Here is a 15,413-nt window from a genome sequence, read left to right as displayed (position 1 = left end):
TGGCTGCCTGACGCCGCGGAATCGAAGGTAGCATTTTCCGCGCCCGGAAATTGGAACTTTTGGGTTCCGCAGTTCTACGGTTCGGCCGTGCGCATTTTGCTGTTGCGTCCGGCGGCGCATTTGCATCTAACTTCTCAGTGTACTGTCTGCAGAAAATTCCGCCTTGCGGTCAAGCGTTTGGAGTTTATTTTTGAGAGCCTGTCTGAGTGAGTTGGTTGGGTGTCGCTTCACTTTGGGTCCCCGCCAGTGAGTGCTTTTGGCGGAAATGGTAATCGCCTTCTCGCAACACTGCCGGCAGCGGACCTGGATCTGCTGGGTCCCGAGCTCGAGACGGTCGCGCTCGATCAGGATGCAGTCCTGGCGCGAGCCGGTGACGAGATCGACTACGTCTTCTTCCCTCATAGCGGGGCGATCACGCTAATGATCGACATGGCGGACGGGAGCACGGTTGCGACCGGCGTGGTCGGGCGCGAAGGGGCGGTGGGCAGTCTTTCGGTGCTCGGATCGTCCCCGTCGGGTATTACCGCAGTCGTTCGTGCGGTGGGCACCGCCTCGCGGATTTCCGCGCCGCGCTTTCATGCCGCTTTCGGACGCAGTGCCGCGATCCGGCAGGCGATGCAAAAGCACATCAGGTCGATGCTGATCCAGTTCCAGCTCGGCTCCGCCTGCAATGCGCTGCACCCGGTCGAGGCCCGGATGGCGCGCTGGCTGCTCCAGCTCCGCGATCGCGTCGACAGCGACGTCCTGCCGCTGACCCAGCAGGCGCTGTCGCAAATCCTCGGCGTGCGACGAACGACCGTGACCCTCTTGATGCGCAATCTGCGCACGCGCGGCGCGATCAGGTCTGATCAACGAGGCCGGATCGAGATCGACAGGTCGCGGCTCTCGGCGGCGGCGTGCGAGTGCCATCGCGTCATGCGTCTCGAAGCCGAGGAGATCTTCTCGGACAATAAGGCCCGATCTCGCGCGGCAGCCCTAACCGACAATCCGCGGATCTCCGAAATCGAAACGGACGACGCGCTGTGAGCGCGGTGCGGCGCGATCAGCTTCTCCGCCGCCGATCAAGCTTCTGTGCGGGGGCGGATGCCGTCTCGAGCTTCGCAATCTCGCGCAGCACCTTCGCCGTCTGGCGCAATTCATTGCGCTCCGGTCCCGGCTTCAGCCGTCGAGCTTCGTTGAGAAAGTCCTTGGCCTGCACCAGCCAGGTGGATGTTTCCGTTGCGATCTGCATGCGCGCCATGGCGTCCCTCCATCGCGATCATCAATGGTCTGTGTCGTCGTTCAGGCCGGTGAGCCGGCGCCGCGGCGCCGCACGCGGATGCTCGGCTCATCGACCCAGGCGTCCCGCGCGAACCAGGCGTGATCGGTACGGCAGAACGGGCAATTGGTGCGCGAGAAGAACACCGCGCTGCGCCTAAAGCTCTCGCGATCAGTCCGGATGCCGGTGGAAATTGCGTCTCCGGTTTGCGGACATTTGACCATGAGCATGCCCATGTGAGCCTCCTCGATGTTGCTTCTTGCTCTTTGCAGGAAAGCACCGGCCGGTTGGACTGCGCCCATTTGCCGGTGCGACTACTTTGGGGGGCATCGCGCACCTGCGGCGTTTGACAGAGCATCGGGCAGTGGGGGCTGCATGCTCGTCGCTGGGCTTATTCCAACCGGCCGGATCCCTCCTCAAACGAATCCTCGACGTGAATTGAGTGCCGCTCTTTTAGCCGGCTTGGTGGATAACCTTGGCGAAATGCTTCGTGACCGGCTCACTTGTCTCCGTGGCAAGCTTCTGGCCAAGCGCCCACAATTCCCTGTTCTGGTCCGATGCCATGTCGAAGGCCTTGCGGGCCTGCTCAGTGGACAAGGTCAGGACATCGGCCGCTGACTTGCTGCCAAGGAGATGGGCGAAGAAATCAAGCGCGGAGACGGCATTGGCGTGGGAGATTTCGATCACCTTAAGCGCGTAGTCGGTCGCGCCTCGCGCATTGCACGAATACGTTTCGCCCAAAACCTCGGTCATCCGTCCGGAGGCGGCCCGCGCGTGGGCAAAACCCTGCTCGGCAAGATCGCCGATCACGCCGGGCAAGCCGATCTTCGGAAAGCTCGACAACGGCATTCCGAAGACATTCGTATCGTTCACTTTGACTTTCATTTCACCTTCACTCAAGATCCAGTCCCCTTCTCAAGCGAAAGCGTTGCTCGCAACGCTCGCTCGCGTCACGAGAGCTGACGCTCCGTGTTCGATTCAGATTTTGGTTGAGCTTCGATCGTGTCCCGACGCTACTGTGCGGAACGAAAGCGCGACTGTCGGTTCGGTTTGCGACTCTCGCGAAGAATTTTTTTTAGATTGTCAACTCACACCAACGTATGTTTACGGGGTGCTGTGCATAATGTGGATATTGTGAGCAGCAGAAGACACCTGCTTCAGCGTGAGGTTGCGCAAAGCATCCCCGTAAGCGCGCTGTGGAAGGGTCCCAGGTGGTTTGCCCAAAACAAAAACGCCGGCATCGCCGGGCGTTGCGGCTTTCGCGTTCTCGCGGCCCCCCCTCCAGCGAAGGGTCTGGAGGCTCTTGCCCGCTGCGATCACGCCGTCACTGTCTTCCACAATTGCGTCTCGATGCCGATCGCGGCCTTGACCTGCGGCCGCGCCTGCATCCGCGCGAGATAGCCGGCGAGATCGGGCCATTGCGCGACATCGACGCCGGCAGGGCGGAGCAGCGTCAATGCCCACGCCAGATGCGCGTCCGCGACCGTGAAGCGTTCGCCGACGAGGTATTCCCGGCCGGCGAGATGCGCGGCTACGATTGCGACATTCTGTCCGATCCGTTCGCGCGGTTTGGCCAAGGCCGCATCGTCCTTGTACCAGAAGGTCGGGAACAGGAATCCCTTGTGGAGCTCGGTCCCGATGAAGCTCAGCCATTCCTGCAGGCGATAGCGGTCCGGGTCGCCCGGCGGCGGCGCGAGGCCGAGTTCGGGCCTGAGGTCCGCAATATATTGCAGCACCGCCGCGCTTTCGGTGAGCCGCTCGCCGTTCTCCAGCACCAGCACGGGCACCGCGCCTTTCGGCGAGACGGCGCGGAAGTCGCCGTCATCCTCCAACACCTTCTTGGTCCAGAGATGGACCAGGTGATAGCGCGCCTCGATGCCGGCCTCCATCAGCGCGATCCGGCTGGCGAGCGAGCAGGCCATCGGCCAGAAATAGAGCTGCAGCATGGCTGATGTCTCAGGCGAGGGCGTTGCCGCGGGCGATGATGGCGAAGCGGTCGGACAGTTCGGCGAGCGCGATGTCGTGAATGAGCTTTGCCGCAATCGTGCCGCCGACGCCGTCGGGCAGGTCGCGGGTGGCGCAGCTGTCGGCATCGATGGTGGTGCGGAAGCCCAGATCGAGCGCGGCGCGGGCGGTCGAGCTCACGCACATATGCGTCATGAAGCCGGCCAGCACGAGCTCCTTGCGGCCGGTCGCGGCAAGCTGCGCGTTGAGGTCGGTGCCCGCGAACGCGTTCGGCAATTCCTTCTCGATCACGGCCTCGCCCGGCCGCGGCGCCAGCGGCGCGACGATGGCGCCACGCTCCGCGCTGCGGTCGAACAGGCTTCCCGGCTTTCCCCGGTGCGCGATGTGGAAGATCGCGGCGCCGCTTTCTCGCGCGTGCGCGAGCAATGCGGCGGCACGTGCGATCGCCGGGTTGGCGCCGGGCAGGGCCAGCGGACCGGCGAGATATTCGTTCTGGATATCGATCAGCACCAGGCAGCTGTCCGCGAGGCGGGGCGGGGTGAGGTCGATGCCGGCAAGCTGCATCAGGGTTTTGGCTGCTGTCATGATCCTGAGATCTCCACGAGATGTGTTCCCCGAAAATATAGCGGTGGAGCTGCCTGCCGTAATGCAGGGATATTGCAGCCGGTGGCTGCGTTATTGCAGGCGGCCGGCTCACGCTGTAGCCTGATGCGATGAACTGGGACGACCTTCGCATCATCGCAGCCGTCAGGGACGAGGGCACCTATGCCGGCGCCAGCGCGCGGCTGCGCATCGACGAGACCACGGTCGGCCGCAGGCTGGCGCGGATCGAGCGGGCGCTCGGCGTTCGTCTGTTCGAGGCCGCCGACGGCGTCCGCAGGCCGACCCGGCAGTGCGAAATGGTGCTCGCGCACGTCCAGGCGATGGCGGCGCATGCCGAGGAGATCGGCCGGATCGGCGAAAGCCTGCCTGGCCCGGCCGGCCGGCTGCGCATCGCCTCCACCAATGCGATCGCGGAGGAGGTGCTGGCGCCGCGCACCAGCAAATTGCTGCGCGCCAATCCCGGCCTCACCCTGCAATTCCTGACCTCGAGCGACAACGTAAAATTCTCGCGCTGGGAGGCCGATCTCGCGATCCGGCTGCGCAAGCCGGACAAGGGCGATTTTTCGATCTCGAAGCTCGCGGAGGTCAGGCTGTATTTCTTCGAGCCGGTCGCGACGACAGCGGGGGAAGCGGTGACGTGCGCCTATCCCGATGAGCTCGGAGCAATTCCGGAAATGCAGTTCCTGCGCGCGAAGCGGCTTCGTGCGCGCTGCGTCACCGACAATGTTCGGATCATCCATTCGCTGATCCAGTCGCATCAGGCGGTCGGCGTGCTGCCGGAACATAGTTGCGTGGACTTGCTGACCGACCGCCGGCTGCGCGCCACGCTGCTGCCGAAGCGGCGCGATGTCTGGCTGCTGGTGCAGAGCCATCTCAAGCGCGATGCGGCGACGCGCGTCACCATCGACTGGCTGCGTGCCTGCTTTCAGGATGTCGCGCACAGCGGCTGAGGCGGCCTCGGAACGATACGATGTGTTGCGGTACGCGTGTTGCCGCGTCGTTTCGTCTTGAAAAAATCTCGTCCAGCCCTCTTGCAACCCGGGCGTGCTTCGTCTATTAGCCCGCTCCTTCGCTTCGGCCATGGGTTCGGGCTCTCTGAGATCCCGACTGGCGCGTGCCGCTCTGCGGTGTCGTGTTCCGCTGAAATGAAGGCCACGAGATGAAGCTCATGGGCGAGCATCGGGGATGAAATCCCGAAGGTATCGGTTCGAATCCGATCTTCTCACAAAGGATAGCTCAGTTGGTTAGAGCAGGTGAATGAGACTCATCGGGTCGCGGGTTCGATTCCCGCTCCAAGCGCACCGTTTCAGCCTGAAAAGCTGATGCCTCTGAAGGGGGACCGGACGCGCGCTTCAGTCGCAATCCGGCCGTCTTGCCGCAAGGCTCTTCGTCCGAACCTAGACACTGTGAGACCGGCTTTGCGCCGCGGTGGATACCGCTTGCGCTGATGCCGGGTGGCTCCGCTCGGCCGCGCGACAAATGTCGCGCGAACGCGCGCGTGCGCCCGTCATCGCGCGAGCTCAAGCCACGGCCCGCCTGGCTGACAGGAAGCCGCGTTCGCGTCCTCACGTCCTTTGCGAAACGAAACCCGCTCTCCGGCCCATGGGCCCGATGGCAACAATGGAGGCGTGTCATGACCTGGCATTTCCTGACGACCAAGTTGACGGTGAAGGATGGCGAGCGTGCGTTGCTGACGCGCGACGGCCGGCTCGAGCAGGTGCTCGCGCCCGGACGTCACCGCCTGTTCGATCCCCTGCATCAGCTCAAGGCTGAGCTGTTCAGTGTCGTGCGGAGCGAATTCCCCGCGGATCGCTTCGCGGTGATCAAGGCCGCGCGCCCTGATCTCGCCGAAGCGCTGTTCGAGGCGGTCGAGACCAAGGCGAACGAGGTCGCGATCGTCAGCCTCGACGGCCGTCCTGTGCAGCTGATGACGCCCTGGCAGACGCGCGTCTACTGGAAGGTCGCAACCACAGTCGACGTCGAGCGCATCGACGTGGCCGACGATCCCCGGGTGACCACGCGGCATCTGGCGATGATCCAGCCCAACCGGGCCGGCGTCATCACCGAGGCCGTGGTCGAGAACCACGAGGCCGGCCTGCTCAACGTCGAGGGCAAGCTGGTCGAGCGGCTCGCACCCGGCCGGCACGCGTTCTGGATCGCGGGCCGCAAGATCGAGGTCAAGCGCCTCGACCTGCGTCCCCAGGCGGTCGAGATCACGGCGCAGGAGATGCTGACCAAGGATCGCATCGCGCTGCGCGTGACGCTGACCGCGTTCCGCCGGATCGTCGATCCCGAGCGGGTCGTGGCAGCGGTGCCCGACGTGGATGCGTGGCTGTATCGTTTGGTGCAGTTCGCGATCCGCGAGGCGGTGGCCGGCCGCACGCTGGACGAGGTGCTGTCTGCGAAGGCGGCGCTCGACGATGAGCTTCGCGACTATGTCCGCGGCCGTGTCGCGGAGTCCGGCGTCGAGGTCACCGAGCTCGGCGTGAAGGACGTGATCCTGCCCGGCGAGATCCGCGAGCTCGTCAACAAGGTGGTGGAGGCGGAGCGGGTGGCGAAGGCCAACCTGATCCGCCGCCAGGAGGAGACCGCGGCGACGCGTTCGCTCCTGAACACCGCCAAGCTGATGGAGGAGAACCCTCTGCTGCTGCGGCTCAAGGAGCTGGAGTCGCTCGAGCGTCTGGTCGAGAAGGTCGGCCGCATCGACCTGCATGCCGGCGAGGGCCAGGGCCTCGATGCGCTGCTGACCAAGCTGGTCCGCCTCAAGGCGCCCGAGAGCGCATAGGAAGAAGGGCCGCCCACGGGCGGCCCTTTGTTTTCCGCCGGCACGGACCGCCGGGATCATTAGAATGTGTGTTAGCGTGCAGGACCGCTGTAACGGAGCACCGCCAAGGCACAACATGGCACAATTCGCATGTCCTGCTCCGTGCGAACTTCCGCAAACAGAAGGTGCCACCCCAGACAGATTGCGATAACGTACGCTCTCCGTGGTCCGGAATTCGGCCAGCCGTCAACCCGTCGGTGGTGCCAATGCAACAGATTGCGGAATGGCTCGAGAAGCTGGGGCTTGGGCAATACGCGCTGCGTTTTGCCGAGAACGGGATCGACGTTGATGTTTTTCCCGAGTTGACGGATGAAGACTTTGACAGGCTCGGCGTCTTGCTCGGCCATCGCCGCAAGATGCTGCGTGCGATCGCCGATTTCACTCAAGCCGAACTGATCGCCGCGCCGGTTTCACCGCACGATGCCGAGCGCCGCCACCTTACCGTGATGTTCTGCGACCTGGTCGGCTCGACGGCCTTGTCGGCGCGTCTCGATCCCGAGGACATGTGGGAGGTGATCCGCGCCTACCGCGCGGCCTGTGCGCGGGTGATCGCGACATACGATGGCGTCGTTGCCAGATTTATCGGCGATGGGATCCTCGCTTATTTCGGCTATCCCCGTGCCCACGAGGATGACGCGGAGCGCGCGGTGCGCGCCGGCCTCGACGTCATCACCGCAATCGGCGGGCTCGAGATCCGCGCGAACGAGGGAGTAGCGGTACGGGTCGCGATCGCGAGCGGGCTCGTCGTGGTCGGCGACCTCGTCTCCGGCGGCGCGTCGGAGGAGCAGGCGTTGGTCGGCGATGCGCCGAACATCGCCGCACGGCTGCAGGGCTTGGCGGAGCCTGGTGTGGTCGTCGTGGCCGCCTCGACACGCCGGCTGCTCGGCAATCTGTTCACGCTTCGCAACCTCGGTCGCCGCGAGGTCAAGGGCATCGCCGAGCCGATCGCGGTGTGGGCTGTCGAAGGCGAACTGGCATCGGAAAGCCGCTTCGAGGCGGTGCGCACCGCGCGCTCGATCGGCTTCGTCGGCCGCAAGGCGGAGATCGAATTTGCGCTGTCGCGCCAGCAACTGGCGTGGCAGGGCCAAGGGCAGGCCGTGCTGATATCGGGTGAAGCGGGTATCGGCAAGTCGCGCATCGTGGCGATGCTCTCCGACAGTCTCCCGCCCGGGACGCATCGCCGTGTGCGGTATCAATGCTCGCCCTATCACACCAACAGCGCGCTGCATCCCTTCGCCGCCCAGCTCGAGCGCGCCGCCGCCATCAGGTCGGAAGATCTGCCGGAGCAGAAGCTGGACAAGCTCGAAGCCATGCTGGCGCTCGGGACGCAGCAGGTGGCCAGCGTGACGCCGCTGATCGCGGCGCTGCTGTCGATCCCAACCGGCGACCGCTATCCGCCGCTCGGCATGAGCCCGGCGCAGCAGCGGCGGCAGACATTCGCAGCACTGCTCGACCAGCTCGAGGGCCTCGCCAGGCAGCAGCCGGTGCTTGTGGTCTGCGAAGACATGCATTGGGCCGACGCCACATCGCTCGAACTGCTCGACCTCGCGGTCGACCGGATCAGGGGGCTGCCGATCCTCATGCTCATGACGTTCAGGCCCGAGTTCGAGCCGCCGTGGGCTGGGCTCGCAAATGTCAGCCTGCTGCGGCTCGATCGCCTCGACCGGCAGGACACGCGCGCGCTGATCGAGCAGGTGACCGTCGGTCGGTTGCTACCCGGCGAAATGATGACGCAGATCATCGAGCGGACGGATGGCGTCCCGCTGTTCGTCGAGGAACTGACCAAGATGATCATGGAGTCGGGGCTGCTCGTCGAGAATGCCGGGCGCTATCCACTGCCGCCGCTTGCGATCCCGGCGACGCTGCAGGACTCGCTGATGGCCCGGCTCGACCGGCTGGCGCCGGTCAAGGAGGTGGCGCAGATCGGTGCAGCGATCGGCCGCGAGTTCTCATATGCGCTGCTGCGCAGCGTGGCCGGGCGCGATGATCTGACCCTTGGCGCGGCGCTTGCCCAGCTCGAAGAGGCCGAGTTGCTGTTGCGCCGGGGCACGCCGCCGGATGCAAGCTACAGCTTCAAGCATGCGTTGGTTCAGGAAGCGGCTTACGAGAGCTTGCTCAAGAGCCGGCGGCAATTGCTCCACAAGCACATTGGCGACGTGCTGCGCGACAAGTTTGCCGAGATCGCCGAGATCGAGCCGGAAGTCGTTGCGTACCATTTCACCGAGGCAGGGCTCGGCGACACCGCGCTGGCGTGGTGGCGCAAGGCCGGTCAGCAGGCGCTGAAGCGCTCGGCCTATTGCGAGGCGATTGCACATCTCGGCAAGGCGGTCGCAATCGCCGATGAACTGCCCGACGAGCCGGGTCGGATGATCGGCCGGCTCCATCTGCAAATCGCGTACGGCCGCGCGCTGCGAGGCAGTCTTGGGCACAGCGCCCCCGAGACGGTGGCCGCCTGGACACGAGCCCGGCATTTCGCCTCTGATATCGACGATCCAATCGAACTGGCGCCGATCCAGTCGGGCCTTTTCAACGCCTGCTTGACCCACGGCGAGCTCGCGCCGATGCGGGAGTTGGAGGAGGCGATCATGGGCGCGGCGGAACGGCATCCGGAATCGCCGGTGGCGACGATCGTCGCACGCTGGAGCAGCGGGGTGACCGCCTGGTTCGCGGGCGATTACCTCACCGCGCGCATCCATCTCGAGCAGGCGTTCGCGGCCTATACGACCGAGCCGGATCCGGCAACCTTCAAGGCATCGACGCTCGACCTGCCGTTCGTCATCATGAGATTTCTGGCCTTGGTGCTTTGGCCGCTTGGCGAGATCGATCGAGCCCGAGAGCTCGCGGGCGCAGCGGTGAGCGTCGCCGGGGAGCAACGCGCGCTCGCGCGTGCCAATGCTCTGGTTCACAAGGCCGTTTTCGACGGGCTGTGCGGCAGCAGGTTGCGGCAGACCGAGACGATCCTTGCCCTGGGCCTGGCGCAAGACCACACGATGCCGCTGTATGTTGCCGCCGGCACCTACCTCAATGGTCTGGCCAAGTGGCGCGCCGGCGACCGGGCGGCAGGTCTCGCGGAGATGCAGCGTGGCTGGACGTTGCTTCACGAGAACGACTGCTACCTCTGTGAGCCGTTCTGGGGATTGCAAATTGCGGTGGCGAGTGCAGAGGCCGGGCATGTCAAGGCGGGGCTCGACATCATCAATGAGCTGATCGACGCGACGGAGCAGTCCGGGCAGCACTGGCTGGATGCCGAGCTATACCGCGTGCAGGGTGAGCTGCTGTCGCGTCGCGAAACCCCTGACATTTCCGGCGCCGAGGATGCCTACCACCGCGCCCTCCAGATTGCCCGAAGGCAGCAGACCAAGACCTTCGAGCTGCGCAGCGCGCTGGGACTTGCACGCCTGTACGCCGGCAATGGCCGGGTGGATGCGGGGCCGGAGGTGCTTGCGCCGGTGCGCGCCCGCTTCGATGCGGGGCAGGATCTCGCCGAGATCAAGGATGCCGACGAAGTGCTCAACCAGACGGATTGGCTGGTCCGTCGTCCTCGTGCATCCTGACGGACGTCGGTGGAGATAAAACAAAACCCCGGCATCGCTGCCGGGGTTTCGCATGTCTTGCAGTGCCCTGAGAGGCTGGACTTAGAAGTCCATGCCGCCCATGCCGCCGCCCGGAGGCATCGCGGGGCCGCCGGCGTTCTTCTTCGGCAGCTCGGCAACCATTGCTTCCGTGGTGATCAGCAGCGCCGCAACCGAGGCAGCGTTCTGGATCGCGGTACGGACGACCTTGGTCGGGTCGATGATGCCCTTCTTGACCAGGTCGGCATAGTCGCCGGTCTGGGAGTCGAAGCCGTAATTGTAGGCCTTGTTCTCCAGGATCTTGCCGACGATGACCGAACCGTCTTCACCCGCGTTGATCGCGATCTGGCGAGCCGGAGCCGACAGCGCCTTGCGCACGATCTCGACGCCGGTCTTCTGGTCGTCGTTCTTGGTGCGCAGGCCCTTGAGCTGCTCGGAAGCACGGAGCAGGGCGACGCCGCCGCCCGGGACGATGCCTTCCTCGACAGCCGCGCGGGTCGCATGCATCGCGTCATCAACGCGATCCTTGCGCTCCTTCACCTCGACCTCGGTCGCGCCGCCGACGCGGATCACCGCGACGCCGCCTGCGAGCTTGGCGAGACGCTCCTGCAGCTTCTCACGGTCGTAGTCCGAGGTGGTCTCCTCGATCTGCGCCTTGATCTGGGCAACGCGGGCGTCGATGTCGGCCTTCTTGCCGGCGCCGTTGACGATCGTGGTGTTCTCCTTGTCGATCATCACCTTCTTGGCGCGACCGAGCATGGCGAGCGTGACGTTCTCGAGCTTGATGCCGAGGTCTTCCGAGATGGCCTGGCCGCCGGTCAGGATCGCGATGTCCTGCAGCATGGCCTTGCGGCGATCGCCGAAGCCCGGAGCCTTGACGGCCGCGACCTTCAGGCCGCCGCGCAGGCGGTTGACGACGAGCGTGGCGAGCGCTTCGCCTTCGACGTCTTCAGCGACGATGATCAGCGGCTTGCCGGTCTGCACCACGGCCTCGAGCAGCGGCAGCAGCTCGTTCAGCGAGGAGAGCTTCTTCTCGTTGATGAGGATGTAGGCATCGTCCATCTCAACGCGCATCTTGTCTGCGTTGGTGACGAAGTAGGGCGAGATGTAGCCGCGGTCGAACTGCATGCCCTCGACGACGTCGAGCTCGGTCTCGAGCGACTTGGCTTCCTCGACCGTGATCACGCCCTCGTTGCCGACCTTCTTCATGGCGTCGGAGAGGAACTTGCCGATCTCGGCATCGCCGTTGGCCGAGATGGTGCCGACCTGAGCGATCTCCTCGTTGGAGGTGACCTTCTTGGAGTTCTTGACGAGGTCGGCGACAACGGCTTCCACAGCCAGGTCGATGCCGCGCTTCAGGTCCATCGGGTTCATGCCGGCGGCAACCGACTTGGCGCCTTCACGAACGATCGCAGCCGCGAGCACGGTTGCGGTGGTGGTGCCGTCGCCGGCCGCGTCAGCGGACTTGGAGGCGACTTCGCGCACCATCTGGGCGCCCATGTTCTCGAACTTGTCCTCGAGCTCGATCTCCTTGGCGACGGTGACGCCGTCCTTGGTGATGCGGGGAGCGCCGAACGACTTCTCGAGCACGACGTTGCGGCCCTTGGGGCCGAGCGTCACCTTGACGGCGTTGGCGAGGATGTCGACGCCGCGCAGCATCTTGTCACGCGCATCGACGCCGAATTTGACTTCTTTAGCTGCCATCTGAATTTTTCCTTGGAATGGTTTTACCCTGGAGGAATCTTGGGGAGAGAGGAGGCGCTTAGGCCGCCTTCTTCTTGGAAGCGGGGACGTCGAGGACGCCCATGATGTCGCTTTCCTTCATGATCAGCAGGTCTTCACCGTCGATCTTGACCTCGGTGCCGGACCACTTGCCGAACAGGACGCGGTCGCCGACCTTGATGTCGATCGGGATCAGCTTGCCAGCCTCGTCGCGGCCACCCGGGCCAACGGCGATGATTTCGCCCTGGGAGGGCTTTTCCTTGGCACTGTCCGGAATGATGATGCCGCCAGCAGTCTTCTCTTCGGCGTCGATACGCTTGACCACGACGCGGTCGTGAAGCGGACGGAATTTCATGCAGTCCTCCTAAACTTTTGTGGATGCTGTAGATTTTTGGAGTGTTGGCAGTCCAGCCCGGCGAGTGCCAAGCCAGCTGCGCAGGAGATAGGCCAAGCCTGGGCGGCGGGCAAGTGCCTCTAGCAGAAAAATTGGCACTCGCGAATGACGGCTGCCACGATCATTTCGGCATCCTTAATGCCGGCCCGCGGGGTCGCCGAGGCTATTAGCAGATGCGGTAAGCTGCTGCCAACGCAAGAAATTTCAACAACCTATTAAACATTTGGGCTTGAGATTGGTTAGTCGCGTGCGTCACATTTCTCTCATGTGAGCGCATCCATTGCCGGTGGTCCGGCTGGGTCCGGCCGCCAGGTGAATGCGCTCCGTCACAGGAGGTTGGCATGGTCTCGCGAGTTGGTGGGGTTGCTTCCGACGATTTCCGGAAGCAGTTGCTGGGGTACGGGCTGACGACGGCGCAAATCCTCTATCGGATGCCGGATCATCGCTCGTTGCTGCAAACCTATGTCTGGCAGAACTACGATCTGTTTCCGAAATTTCCGGTGCTGCAGGATTTCCTCGCCTTCTGGCAGGAGAAGCTCGAGGGCCCGCTGTTTTCGGTGACGGTGGCGCATTCCAAGCTGGTCAAGCCGGCTGAACTGCGCGCCGTCGACGGCGTGTTCCGGCTGCATTGACATAGGCCTTGGACTTGGACCTTGCGGGCAGGGCGCAGCTTGCGCCTTTGCTCACCAGCGCTGCGCGACTTGTGTTAGCCTCTCACCGTCAGAAAAAAGACGGGAGGCGAACAATGGCCAAGAAGACGGCATCACGATCCGCAGCCAAGACCGCGGTAAAGAAGAAATGGACGGGGCTAGGAGCCGGCGCCAAGTCGTCCGCGCGCAAGACCATCAAGTCCAAGGGCCGCGTGCCGGCGGCGAAGAAGAACGCGCCCAAGACCGCGACAAAGACTGCAACAAAGGCGGCGAGCAAGGCACGGCCGAAGCAGCGCGTCGCCATCAGCCATCACCGCGAAGAGGATTTCAAGGCCGACGGGCTGCGCACCTACGCCAAATACCGCGACCTCGGCATCGCCGCGGCCTCGCATGGCCTCGCTCAGGCGCACGTCATCCGGCTGCAGGGGCCGTGCAATCCCGATGAAGTGTCGAAGCTGCACTTCCACGACGTCGACTTCCAGATGGTCTATGTGCTGAAGGGCTGGGTGAAGACCTACATGGAAGGCGAGGGCGAGACGCTGATGCAGCAGGGTAGCGCCTGGACCCAGCCGCCGCGCATCCGGCACATGATTTTGGACTACTCCGACGACGTCGAACTGCTGGAGGTGATCCTGCCGGCCGAGTTCAAGACGGTGGAGTTGAAGGCGTAAGCCTCGCACTGTCATGGCCGGGCTTGACCCGGCCATCCATCCTGCTTCGCAAGACTCTTTCCAGGTTGATGGATGCCCGGGTCATAGGCGAGCGGAAGCGACGCCGTCCTTCGGACGGCTGTGCCCGGGCATGACGATTTTGTAAGTGGCGGCCATCGGTTTCGTAGCCCGGATGGAGCGAAGCGAAATCCGGAAATCGCGCACACGATCAGCATGGCCCCGGATTTCGCTTCGCTCCATCCGGACTACGGCTGTGTCATCATCCCGACGATCGCCCCCATCAGGCATGTCGTCAGCGTGCCCGATACGATCGACTTCAGCCCGAGCGCATTGATCTCGTCGCGCCGCTCGGGTGCCATGATGCCGAGGCCGCCGATCATGATGCCGAGGCTCGCGAAGTTCGCAAAACCGCACATCGCGTAGAGCATGATCAGCCGCGAGCGCGGGTCGAGCGCGTCGGGACCGAGCTTCGACAGGTCGACATAGGCGATCAGTTCGTTCAGCACGGTCTTGGTGCCCATCAGGCTTCCTGCCGTGATCGCCTGCGGCCACGGCAGGCCCATCAGCCAGCACACCGGCGCCATGACGTAACCGAGCAAGCGTTGCAGCGAAATCTTCGCGCCGCCGATCTCGGGCAGCAGGCCGATGATCGCGTTCGCGAGATAGACCAGCGCGACCAGCACCAGCAGCATCGCGATGATGTTCATCAGGAGCTCGAGGCCGGCGGCGGTGCCCTTCACGATGGCGTCCATCGTCGACGACACCTGAACATCGGGATCATCGAGCGATCCGCCGGTGTGTCTGTCAGACGTTTCCGGCACCATGATCAGGCTGACTAAAATTGCGGCCGGCGCGCCCAGCACCGAAGCGATGACGAAATGCGCGGCGGCGTCAGGGATCAGCGGTGCGAGCAGCGTCGCATACAGCACCAGCACCGTGCCGGCGATCCCGGCCATGCCGCCGGTCATCACCAGAAACAATTCGCTGCGGCTGAGCTGCGCCAGATAGGGGCGGATGAAGAGCGGCGCTTCCACCATGCCGAGGAAGATATTGGCGGCGGTCGAGAGCCCGACCGCGCCGCCGACGCCGAGCGTACGCTCGAGCAGCCAGGCCATGCCGCGCACCACCGGCGGCAGCACGCGCCAATAGAACAGCAGCGTCGTCAACACGCTCATGACGAGCACGATCGGCAGCGCCTGGAACGCGAGGATGAAATCCGAACCCGGTGCCTTGGGATCGAACGGCGCCGGGCCGCCGCCGACATAGCCGAACACGAAGGCGGTGCCGGCGCGCGTCGCCGCCGCGATGATGCCGACGGCATCGTTGATCGCGCCGAAGGCCTGCGTCACCAGCGGCACCTTGATCAGCACCAGCGCGGTTGCGACCGTGACGACGAGCCCGATCGCTGCCTGCCGCAGCGACACGACGCTCCGATTCTCGCTCAACGCCCAGGCGACCGCCAGCAACGCCACCACGCCGAACGCCGATTGCAACTGCAGCATCATGCCCCCAGGAACCCGCGCGGGATTATGGCAGGGGCCTCGCGCAGCGCAATGCTGTTGCGCGCTTGGCAGGCTGGTGAAGAAGTCTTTGCTCGACGTGCGATGAGTGCGATGTCGTCGCCGTTGAGGAGGCAGATCTCCCGTTCGAGTGAGCCGTCATCCTTTAGTTCGGCCCAACCGTCACCTTCGGCGGGCTCCATTTCGTCGTTTCCCTGCCAGCCGAACTCGATGGCGGCGCCGTGCGCAACCATA

Annotated in this window: 15 protein-coding genes and 2 tRNA genes; 8 read left to right on the top strand and 9 right to left on the bottom strand. The window is 64.4% G+C overall.

Annotated features, from left to right (window positions below):
* Positions 1–246: 246 nt before the first annotated feature.
* The gene (locus tag K359_RS0123775) at positions 247–1,026 is read left to right on the top strand and encodes a Crp/Fnr family transcriptional regulator (protein WP_051346329.1); all 780 of its coding nucleotides are present in this window, start codon (positions 247–249) and stop codon (positions 1,024–1,026) included.
* 16 nt (positions 1,027–1,042) lie between these two features.
* Here K359_RS0123775 and K359_RS0123770 read toward each other — a convergent pair whose 3' ends face one another.
* The 5 genes from K359_RS0123770 to K359_RS0123745 all read right to left on the bottom strand — a co-directional run bounded on the left by K359_RS0123770 (position 1,043) and on the right by K359_RS0123745 (position 3,808).
* Entirely contained in the window at positions 1,043–1,240 is a 198-nt protein-coding gene (locus K359_RS0123770) for a hypothetical protein (protein ID WP_029081578.1), read from the bottom strand.
* A 41-nt stretch (positions 1,241–1,281) separates the two neighbouring features.
* Entirely contained in the window at positions 1,282–1,494 is a 213-nt protein-coding gene (locus K359_RS0123765) for a hypothetical protein (RefSeq protein ID WP_029081577.1), read from the bottom strand.
* A 217-nt stretch (positions 1,495–1,711) separates the two neighbouring features.
* On the bottom strand, positions 1,712–2,158 hold the full coding sequence (locus K359_RS0123760) for a phasin family protein (RefSeq protein WP_245284704.1): 447 nt from the start codon (positions 2,156–2,158) through the stop codon (positions 1,712–1,714).
* A gap of 416 nt (positions 2,159–2,574) precedes the next feature.
* Positions 2,575–3,204 (bottom strand): glutathione binding-like protein, encoded by a 630-nt coding sequence (locus K359_RS0123750; RefSeq protein WP_029081574.1) that lies wholly within the window; start codon positions 3,202–3,204, stop codon positions 2,575–2,577.
* Between the two features lie 10 nt (positions 3,205–3,214).
* Positions 3,215–3,808 (bottom strand): cysteine hydrolase family protein, encoded by a 594-nt coding sequence (locus K359_RS0123745; RefSeq protein WP_029081573.1) that lies wholly within the window; start codon positions 3,806–3,808, stop codon positions 3,215–3,217.
* 128 nt (positions 3,809–3,936) lie between these two features.
* Between K359_RS0123745 and K359_RS0123740 the strand changes: the two genes are divergently transcribed.
* The 5 genes from K359_RS0123740 to K359_RS0123725 all read left to right on the top strand — a co-directional run bounded on the left by K359_RS0123740 (position 3,937) and on the right by K359_RS0123725 (position 10,204).
* Positions 3,937–4,776, top strand: a complete 840-nt coding sequence (locus K359_RS0123740; RefSeq protein WP_029081572.1) for a LysR family transcriptional regulator — start codon at positions 3,937–3,939, stop codon at positions 4,774–4,776.
* A gap of 205 nt (positions 4,777–4,981) precedes the next feature.
* Positions 4,982–5,052: transfer RNA gene (locus K359_RS61465), tRNA-Phe, on the top strand.
* A gap of 3 nt (positions 5,053–5,055) precedes the next feature.
* Positions 5,056–5,122: transfer RNA gene (locus K359_RS0123735), tRNA-Leu, on the top strand.
* 337 nt (positions 5,123–5,459) lie between these two features.
* Complete coding sequence (locus K359_RS0123730) at positions 5,460–6,611, top strand: SPFH domain-containing protein (protein ID WP_029081571.1); 1,152 nt, start codon at positions 5,460–5,462, stop codon at positions 6,609–6,611.
* A 245-nt stretch (positions 6,612–6,856) separates the two neighbouring features.
* Positions 6,857–10,204 carry an adenylate/guanylate cyclase domain-containing protein gene (locus K359_RS0123725; protein ID WP_035976965.1) on the top strand — a complete coding sequence of 1,116 codons (3,348 nt, stop codon included), beginning with the start codon at positions 6,857–6,859 and terminating at the stop codon, positions 10,202–10,204.
* An 81-nt stretch (positions 10,205–10,285) separates the two neighbouring features.
* Here the strand turns inward: K359_RS0123725 and groL are convergent, their stop codons facing one another.
* Together groL and groES are read right to left on the bottom strand one after the other, a co-directional pair.
* On the bottom strand, positions 10,286–11,926 hold the full coding sequence (groL, locus tag K359_RS0123720) for a chaperonin GroEL (protein ID WP_029081569.1): 1,641 nt from the start codon (positions 11,924–11,926) through the stop codon (positions 10,286–10,288).
* A gap of 58 nt (positions 11,927–11,984) precedes the next feature.
* A complete protein-coding gene (gene groES / locus K359_RS0123715; RefSeq protein WP_029081568.1) occupies positions 11,985–12,299 on the bottom strand; it encodes a co-chaperone GroES in 315 nt (104 codons plus the stop codon).
* A 380-nt stretch (positions 12,300–12,679) separates the two neighbouring features.
* Here groES and K359_RS0123710 point away from each other — a divergent pair, with 380 nt between their 5' ends.
* Positions 12,680–12,970: an usg protein gene (locus K359_RS0123710; protein WP_029081567.1), complete on the top strand. Its 291-nt coding sequence runs from the start codon at positions 12,680–12,682 to the stop codon at positions 12,968–12,970.
* A 113-nt stretch (positions 12,971–13,083) separates the two neighbouring features.
* On the top strand, positions 13,084–13,659 hold the full coding sequence (locus tag K359_RS0123705; RefSeq protein WP_029081566.1) for a cupin domain-containing protein: 576 nt from the start codon (positions 13,084–13,086) through the stop codon (positions 13,657–13,659).
* Positions 13,660–13,904: 245 nt separating this feature from the next.
* Here the strand turns inward: K359_RS0123705 and K359_RS0123700 are convergent, their stop codons facing one another.
* Positions 13,905–15,161 carry a NupC/NupG family nucleoside CNT transporter gene (locus K359_RS0123700; RefSeq protein ID WP_029081565.1) on the bottom strand — a complete coding sequence of 419 codons (1,257 nt, stop codon included), beginning with the start codon at positions 15,159–15,161 and terminating at the stop codon, positions 13,905–13,907.
* Positions 15,161–15,412 (bottom strand): hypothetical protein, encoded by a 252-nt coding sequence (locus K359_RS52775; RefSeq protein ID WP_035976963.1) that lies wholly within the window; start codon positions 15,410–15,412, stop codon positions 15,161–15,163. Before K359_RS52775 ends, K359_RS0123700 begins: the two co-directional genes overlap by 1 nt.
* Position 15,413 lies beyond the last annotated feature (1 nt).

Origin of the sequence: Bradyrhizobium sp. th-b2, assembly GCF_000426785.1 — a bacterium.
Taxonomy (GTDB): domain Bacteria; phylum Pseudomonadota; class Alphaproteobacteria; order Rhizobiales; family Xanthobacteraceae; genus Bradyrhizobium; species Bradyrhizobium septentrionale.
The sequence above is the reverse complement of the archived record's forward strand: the minus strand, read 5'-3'. Positions and strand labels throughout refer to the sequence as shown.